The sequence below is a fragment of the Yoonia sp. genome (genome assembly GCF_965660735.1).
GTDB lineage: Bacteria > Pseudomonadota > Alphaproteobacteria > Rhodobacterales > Rhodobacteraceae > Yoonia.
Genome location: NZ_CBFIBD010000065.1, coordinates 1 through 8,022, shown reverse-complemented (window position 1 = coordinate 8,022; position 8,022 = coordinate 1). Strand labels below are relative to the sequence as shown.

The window sequence follows — 8,022 nt, the reverse complement described above, 5'->3', positions numbered from 1 at the left end:
TAAACCTGAAACCAGAACGGTTTGGTTGTGTTTTCGGCGACGTCCTCGATCGAACAGATCGACATTGTTGACAGCGTAAAGGGCACTCCGAATTTTTCGGCGGCGCGCGCTGCTTTGATTTCACCATCTGCACACTGCATCCCCGTAAGGCCAACAGGGGCAAGTGCGACAGGCATCGCCACGTCTTCGCCGACCATCTGGCTGGCGGTGCTCCGGTTGGTCATATCGACGGCAATCCGCTGACGCAGCCTGATCTGGTCAAAATCAGAGGTGTTCTCGCGAAACGTCTGTTCTGTCCAACTTCCGCTTTCGGCGTAGTCATAGAACATCTTGGGAGTGCGCCGCTTATGGAGACGCTTGAGATCATCAATCGTTGTGATCACTGGCATGACAAAATTCCTCAAATTGGTAAGTTATTGTTACCGATTCAAGAATTTCAATCAAGAAAAATGAATCAGCCCCTGTTTCATCCGCGGTGCGTGCCTTCTGCAAGACTACGCACAAATCCAAGGATATCCGCAACACTTTCACCGGCGCCGATCTTTTCGACGATGGCAGAACCGACGACAGCCCCGTCGGCAATGCTCGCAATCGCCTGCGCCGCATCGGGCGTCTTGATCCCGAAGCCCACGATGACAGGCAGGTCGGTCTTGGACTTTATCCGCGCCACTTCGGGGGCGACATCTGTCGATTGCGCTTCGGCCGTGCCTGTAATGCCCGTTACCGACACGTAGTAAACAAAGCCGGAGGTGTTTTGCAGGACCTTTGGCAAGCGCTTGTCATCTGTTGTCGGAGTGGCAAGCCGGATAAAGTTGATCCCCATCTTCTGTGCAGGAATGCAAAGTTCGTCGTCTTCCTCGGGCGGTAGATCAACAATGATCAGACCGTCAATGCCTGCCGCTTTGGCATCTTGCAAAAACGCATCGACGCCCCGCGAATAGATGGGGTTGTAGTAGCCCATCATCACAATTGGTGTCGTGTCGTCATTTTCGCGGAACGCACGGGCATAGGCCAGCGTTTTCTCCAGATTTTGACCCGCCTCAAGCGCGCGCTGTCCGGCAAGCTGGATGGTCGTGCCATCCGCCATCGGGTCGGTAAAGGGCATGCCTAGCTCGATGATATCAACGCCTGCTTCGGGCAGGCCTTTGGTGATCTCAAGGCCGGTTTCATAGTTGGGGTCACCCGCCATGACATAGGCTACAAAGGCCTTTTTGCCTTCGCTGCGCAACTGCGCAAATTTCGCATCTATTCTGCTCATGTCGGTCCCCATCTTTTAAACTTTGCACGGTTTGGGCCAAGCGTGCGGGAAAATCAATGCCGAAGCGGCTTTGTCGCACGTCTTGCCGCGTAAATAATCATTGCCAGCAATCGCAGCCGCACCCTTGCAGGGATGGCGCTGCCCGCCTAGAAGCGCGGTGAATTAAAGGAGAGCCGCCATGGGTTTCAAGATGGGTATTGTGGGTTTGCCGAATGTGGGCAAATCGACCCTGTTCAACGCGCTGACGAAAACGGCCGCCGCGCAGGCCGCGAATTTTCCGTTTTGCACGATTGAACCCAATGTGGGCGACGTGGCCGTGCCGGATGCGCGGCTGGACAAGCTGGCCGAAATCGCAGGATCCAGGCAGATCATTCCGACGCGCATGACGTTCGTGGATATCGCGGGGCTGGTCAAAGGGGCCAGCAAGGGCGAGGGGCTGGGGAACCAGTTTCTGGCCAACATCCGCGAATGCGACGCCATCGCCCATGTGCTGCGCTGTTTCGAAGATGATGACATCACCCATGTCGAAGGCCGCGTTGATCCCGTCGAAGACGCCGAGGTGATCGAAACCGAACTGATGCTGGCTGATCTGGAAAGCATTGAAAAACGACTGCAAAACCTGACGCGCAAGGTGCGCGGTGGTGACAAGGACGCCGCGCAGCAGGTGCGTCTGCTGGAAATGGCACAGGCGGCGCTGGAAAATGGCCAGCCCGCGCGCACGGTGGACGTTGACCCCGACGACGCCAAGCAATGGCGGATGCTTCAACTTTTGACGACAAAACCGGTGCTTTACGTCTGTAACGTCGAAGAGGACAGCGCCGGCACCGGCAACAGCCAATCTGCCCGCGTGGCGGAAATGGCCGCGGCGCAGGGAAATTCATCCGTTGTGATTTCTGCCCGGATCGAAGAAGAAATCAGCCAGCTTGACGCAGACGAGGCAGAGATGTTCCTGTCCGAAATGGGGCTGGAAGAGCCGGGGCTGGACCGGCTGATCCGTGCGGGCTATGAATTACTGCACTTGCAGACCTATTTCACCGTCGGCCCGAAAGAGGCGCGTGCATGGACCATCAAGCAGGGCACATCGGCCCCGCAGGCGGCCGGCGTCATCCACGGTGATTTTGAACGCGGGTTCATCCGCGCCGAGACAATAGCCTATGATGATTTCGTTATGCTGGGCGGCGAACAACCAGCGAAAGAGGCCGGCAAGATGCGGGCGGAAGGCAAAAGCTACATCGTCAAGGACGGCGATGTGATGCATTTCCTGTTCAATACGTAAGGCGGGCTGGGACCGGCCCTACGGGTCGGACCCATCGCTGTTTTGCTTCTTGATCCGTTCCGCGCGCAGTGTGGGCAGTGTGGGTGCCGCCGCGCGCATCTGCGTCACCTTTGCCTCGGCGCCGGCGATCAATCCCGGAATGTGCTGCGCTTCGGGCAGGTTTTTCCAGTATTTACGCGGCATTTCCGATGTCATCGCCTGCAGCTTGACCCTTGCGGGATTGAAGATGTTGCAGAAATACGTCCCCCACAGTGCCTCTGCCGCGTCGTCGGGCAGATCGGGCTTTGGCTGGCCTGGGTGGAATGTGAGCGTGCCGTTCACGAATTGTGCGGTCACATCCGATGTGGCGATCATCCAGTCCATATCGGCGAACCGGCGGGCAAAGAAGGGTGCAGTTGCTTCGACGGTATGATGCGTGGGTTCGAACCACGCGGCAAAGCTGCGCCGCGCACCGCCCTGTCGCAGGTCGCGAAACCGGACAAAGGCCTTCATCTTGTGTTTGCAGCGCTGCACGGCTTTTTCCATCTGGTGCAACTTGCTTAGATCGGGATCGGCCCGATCCTGCATCACCCCTTGTTCGTGCCGCAAGCGCCACAAAAGCGTGTAAAGGCGTGCGAACCGCTGCGGGTCCTTGTGCCAGACCACTGTATTGGCCAGCTGCAAGAAACTTTGCGGTGCCTTTACGGGGCGTGTGGGTGGGGGCAGATCGGTTGTGCCTTCGAACAGGGCGGGCATGTCGTGGTCGAAATCCCACAACACATCCTGCGGTGACACACCCGCGCCAATCAGCCGCTTGGCGGCATCGCGCCAGGCCAGATCGGTGCCGATACGGGGCAGGGGAACAGTGTAAATCATATCAGCTGCAACTGTACGGGTGGTGGCGCAAAGCGCGCGCGCAAATCGGCGCTGTCGGTCAGTGCGCCGGGCTGCCAGTCACGCGCCACGATAAAGGCACGCGCCTTTTTCAACGCAGCCCCCATACGCAGCAAATCGTCGTAACGGATTGTCCGGTGCCGTCTTGTCTGCAAGATACGGCCCACCGTGCGCGTCCCGAACCCGGGCACCCGCAGCAGCATGCCGCGCCCCGCACGGTTTACATCCACCGGAAACAGCGCACGGTTCTGCAACGCCCAGGCCAGTTTCGGGTCCATATCCAGATCAAGGTTGCCATCAGTGCGCGCCGCAGTGATTTCACCGACGTCAAAGCCGTAGAACCGCAACAGCCAGTCCGCCTGATACAGCCGGTGTTCGCGCACCAGAGGTGGTTTGATCAGGGGCAAAACGGCGGATGCATCGGGGATCGGTGAAAACGCCGAATAATAGACCCGCCGCAGCCCGTAGTCGCCGTAAAGCCGGGTGGATTGCCCCAATATCGTCGCATCTGTCGCGCCATCGGCCCCCACGATCATCTGCGTCGATTGGCCTGCTGGCGCAAACCTTGGCCCGCGCCTTCCGCGATAGCTGCGTTCGCCTGCCACGGCCTTGCGTTCCTTGACATCGCCCATCGCCTTTCGGATCGTCACGGGGTTCTTTTCGGGGGCATAGGTGCGCACGGCGGTATCTGTCGGCAGTTCCACGTTGATCGACAGACGGTCGGCAAACAGCCCCGCCTGCTCGATCAGTTCGGGGGCGGCATCGGGGATGGTTTTCAGATGGATATAGCCGCGAAACCCCTCTGCCTCGCGCAGGCGCCTTGCGATCTGCACCATCGCCTCCATCGTGGCATCGGGAGAGCGGATGATGCCAGAGGAAAGAAACAGCCCCTCGATATAATTGCGCCGGTAGAATTCGATGGTCAGCTGCACGACCTCGTCCACCGAAAACCGTGCGCGGGCCACGTTCGATGACACGCGGTTGATGCAATAGGCGCAGTCGTAGATGCAGAAATTCGTCATCAGAATTTTGAGAAGGCTGATGCAGCGGCCATCGGGGGCGTATGAATGGCAGATGCCCGACCCTTCTGTCGATCCCAGCCCCTTGCCATCGCGGCTGTCGCGCCGCGTCGTCCCGCTGGAGGCGCAGGATGCATCATACCGGGCGGCATCACTGAGGATTGCCAGTTTTTCAGTCAGAGTGAATCGGGCCATATGTTCATGTTATGTTCCGATACGATTGGTGGCAAGACATGACGGCAGGTTCGGAATGTCTGTTTTTAAAATGCCATGCGATGCAGGAGGTCGCTGAGGCTGACATGATCATCGGCCATTCCTGATACGCGCAATACGATGGCTCCGACTGACAGGTATTGATCCGGTCCACTTGTTCGTTTGCGCAGAACGATGGGATATCGGAACATGAAAAAGCCCGCCAAGACGGTGTCTTGGCGGGCTCTGGTCGTGTTTGGGGTGGAGCGTAAAATTTACTCTCTGTTGCCAAAAATGCTCAGCAGGAAGATGAACATGTTGATAAAGTCCAGATACAGGTTCAATGCGCCCATGACGGCCGCTTTGCCCAGCCACTCGCTATCGCCATGTGCTGCGTGCTGCAGATACTCTGTCTTGATCTTCTGTGTGTCATAGGCAGTCAAACCCGCAAAGATCAGCACACCAATGGCCGAAATGGCGAACATGATCGCCTCGGACTGCAGGAAGATGTTGACGATCATCGCCACGATCAACCCCACAACGCCCATGATCAGGAAAGAGCCCCATGCCGAAATGTCCTTTTTGGTGGTGTAACCCCAGAGTGACAGGCTGGCAAAGGCAATGGCGGTGATCAGAAAGATCTGCATGATCGAAAATCCTGTGTAGATCAGGAAAATCGAACTCAGCGAAATACCGACCGCAGCGGCATAGGCAAAGAAATAAGTGCCCAGACCCGACGCTGAAAGCTTGTTTGCAGCGACGCCAAAGCCAAAGACCATGGCCAGCGGCAACAGAAACAGCACCCATTTCAGCGGTGTCGCATACATCATATACCCAAGTTGGGTAAGGTATTCATTTGCGCCGATCTGGTATTCTGTCGGAACGGTCGTTGTCGCCAGGCCGGAAATGGCCCATGCGGCAAGCGCCGTAATGACCATTCCGATCGACATGGTCCCATAGACCTTGTTCATGTGGGCGCGCAGGCCCGCGTCGATAGCAGCCGTGCGAACGCCAGCAGCTGTCTTCATTGTCTCATATTGAGCCATTCATACCTCCAAAAAGAAACAGTGTTGCAGCACTGCGTTATCCTAGGGAAGATATTGGCACAAACCCCTGTCTTTTCAAGGTTCATAGGCCGCAGAACGGCGCAATTCCGATTATTTTTGACAGGAAAAGCGGCAAACTTGCGGCAACTGCGACTATTTGCGCCAGATCGCGGGCACGTCCCACGCCGGGCGGCTGGCTTCCTGGGTGGCTTGTAGGTGGCTGACGCCAATATCAGCCAGCAGGTGATCGTCGAGTTTGCGCAGTGCGTGGCGTTGCCGCGCGACCGCGATCATCGTCGAAACGCGCGCGCTGATGCTGCTGCGTTGCCGGGATGCCGGGGTGCAAATCGTGTTTGGATTGGCGAGTTGTGTCATTGTATTTCCTTTCGTGATGTATTGTGGCGATTGCATTCCGATGCTTGATATTTAGGATGTATCGCGCCATTATAGAAATGAATGTTTGATCCCTAAACCATCAGGATTTGTGATATGTCGAGGAATCTGGATACAACGGCCTTACGGTCCTTTGTGGCGGTTGCGGATACGGGGGGTGTGACGCGGGCGGCTGGGCTGCTGAACCTGACTCAGTCGGCGGTGTCCATGCAGTTGAAACGGCTGGAGGAATCGTTGAATACCGCCCTTTTGGATCGCACGGGCCGGACCATCGGGTTGACGACGCAGGGCGAACAACTGCTTAGCTATGCGCGGCGGATGTTGCAGTTGAATGACGAGGTATACGGGCGGCTGACGGCCACGGAATTTGAAGGCGAGCTGAAACTGGGTGTGCCGCATGACATTGTTTATCCGGTCATTCCCGCCGTGTTGCGGGCGTTCGCCACCAGTTATCCGCGCGTCAAGGTGCAATTGGTGTCGTCATTCACCCGCAACCTGATGGATGAATTCAACCGCGGCGACATCGACCTCATGCTGACGACCGAAGATAGCGTGGGAACGGGCGGCGAAACACTGACGCAGATCCCGTTGATCTGGGTCGGCGCACCCGGCGGGCAGGCGTGGAAACAACGCCCTCTGCGACTGGCGTTCGAGCAGCGCTGTATCTTTCGCCAGTTTGTCCAGAGGCGGCTGGACGATGCGGGCATTCCCTGGGAAATGGTGGTGGAAAGCAACTCCAGCCGCACGATCGAGGCGACGGTCAGCGCCGATCTGGCTGTGCATACGATGCTGGAAGGCACCGAACCGCGCCATTTCGAACAGATCAACCATGGCGGCGCTCTGCCCAGTTTGCGCAAGATGAACATCAACATGTATTGCGCCGACCTGAAGGACGGGCCGGTCCTGACAGATCTGGCCAAGCTGGTCAGGGATGGATTTTACACGATGAACATGCCCGCTATGGCGTGATGACGACCTTGCCGGTCGATTTACGGCTGCGCATCAGTGACAGTGCCAGTGCCGCGTCTTCCAGCGGGAAAACATCGCTGATGTGCGGTTTCAGCCGCCCCTTGCTGTGCCAGTCCATCAAGGTGGCAAGGCTGTCGGTCAGTGCCTGGGGTTCAAATGCAAGATATCCCCCCCAGTAAAACCCGATCACGGTGATATTCTTGACCAGAATGATATTCGCGGGAATTTGCGGCAGGTCACCGCTGGCGAACCCGATGATCAGCACGCGGGCCTCGCGGTTGCAAGCGCCCAGCGCGGCCTTGAATGCGTCGCCGCCCACCGGATCATAGACCACATCGGCACCGCCCAGCGCCTTGACGGCCGCCTTGATATCGTCAGTCGTGCTGTCGATCAGATGATCCGCGCCAGCAGCCTTGGCGACGGCCAGTTTATCCACGCCGCGTGCCACGGCGATCACGGTCGCGCCCATCGCCTTGCCGATTTCGACCGCCGTCAGCCCGACACCGCCCGCGGCCCCCAGCACCAAAAGTGTTTCGCCCGGTTGCAGCCGGGCACGGCGGTCCAGCGCCAGATGCGATGTGCCATAGGCAACCATGAAACCAGCGGCTGTTTCCGATGTCATGTCGTCGGGCACGGGGCGGCACAGTGCAGCGGGAAAGCACCCCAATTCGGCCATACCGCCATGCCCGCCAAAGACAGCGACGCGTGATCCAATGGCAGGTGCGGTCACACCCGGTCCATGGGCGATGACGGTGCCGCAAACTTCCATGCCCAGGGAAAAGGGGGGTGTCGGCGTGTCCTGATATGTGCCCTTTGCCATCAGCAGGTCAGCAAAATTCAGACCGCAGGCGGCAATCTGCAAAAGCACCTCTCCGTTCTGCGGGGTAGGGGTGTCCACGCGGGTGATTGCGGGGCTTGCGTCGAAAGAGCTGACTTGAAATGCGCGCATCTGATCGAATCCTTCATCCTGTCGTGGTGTCAGGTGGCACCATCATA

Annotated in this window: 9 protein-coding genes; 2 read left to right on the top strand and 7 right to left on the bottom strand. The window is 58.0% G+C overall.

Annotated elements, in window-relative coordinates; genetic code table 11:
- A partial coding sequence (locus ACTG4B_RS15085; protein WP_439156526.1) for an alpha-hydroxy acid oxidase occupies positions 1-389 on the bottom strand: 389 nt, incomplete at its 3' end.
- 77 nt (positions 390-466) lie between these two features.
- Complete coding sequence (gene trpA, locus ACTG4B_RS15080; RefSeq protein WP_439156525.1) at positions 467-1,258, bottom strand: tryptophan synthase subunit alpha; 792 nt, start codon at positions 1,256-1,258, stop codon at positions 467-469.
- Between the two features lie 178 nt (positions 1,259-1,436).
- On the opposite strand from trpA, the gene ychF reads away from it, so the two are divergent.
- Positions 1,437-2,534, top strand: coding sequence for a redox-regulated ATPase YchF (gene ychF, locus ACTG4B_RS15075; RefSeq protein WP_439156524.1), 1,098 nt, complete (start codon positions 1,437-1,439; stop codon positions 2,532-2,534).
- 18 nt (positions 2,535-2,552) lie between these two features.
- Here the strand turns inward: ychF and ACTG4B_RS15070 are convergent, their stop codons facing one another.
- From ACTG4B_RS15070 to ACTG4B_RS15055, 4 genes are all read right to left on the bottom strand, one after another.
- A complete protein-coding gene (locus tag ACTG4B_RS15070; protein WP_439156523.1) occupies positions 2,553-3,389 on the bottom strand; it encodes a TIGR03915 family putative DNA repair protein in 837 nt (278 codons plus the stop codon).
- A complete protein-coding gene (locus tag ACTG4B_RS15065) occupies positions 3,386-4,621 on the bottom strand; it encodes a putative DNA modification/repair radical SAM protein (protein WP_439156522.1) in 1,236 nt (411 codons plus the stop codon). The genes ACTG4B_RS15070 and ACTG4B_RS15065 overlap by 4 nt, the downstream gene beginning before the upstream one ends.
- A 272-nt stretch (positions 4,622-4,893) precedes the next feature.
- Positions 4,894-5,664, bottom strand: a complete 771-nt coding sequence (locus ACTG4B_RS15060) for a Bax inhibitor-1/YccA family protein (RefSeq protein WP_439156521.1) — start codon at positions 5,662-5,664, stop codon at positions 4,894-4,896.
- Positions 5,665-5,817: 153 nt separating this feature from the next.
- A complete protein-coding gene (locus tag ACTG4B_RS15055) occupies positions 5,818-6,039 on the bottom strand; it encodes a DUF1127 domain-containing protein (RefSeq protein ID WP_439156520.1) in 222 nt (73 codons plus the stop codon).
- 114 nt (positions 6,040-6,153) lie between these two features.
- Here ACTG4B_RS15055 and ACTG4B_RS15050 point away from each other — a divergent pair, with 114 nt between their 5' ends.
- Positions 6,154-7,026: a LysR family transcriptional regulator gene (locus ACTG4B_RS15050; protein WP_439156519.1), complete on the top strand. Its 873-nt coding sequence runs from the start codon at positions 6,154-6,156 to the stop codon at positions 7,024-7,026.
- On the opposite strand, the gene ACTG4B_RS15045 is transcribed toward ACTG4B_RS15050, so the two are convergent.
- On the bottom strand, positions 7,016-7,975 hold the full coding sequence (locus ACTG4B_RS15045) for an NADPH:quinone oxidoreductase family protein (RefSeq protein WP_439156518.1): 960 nt from the start codon (positions 7,973-7,975) through the stop codon (positions 7,016-7,018). The genes ACTG4B_RS15050 and ACTG4B_RS15045 overlap by 11 nt on opposite strands.
- Between the last annotated feature and the right edge of the window lie 47 nt (positions 7,976-8,022).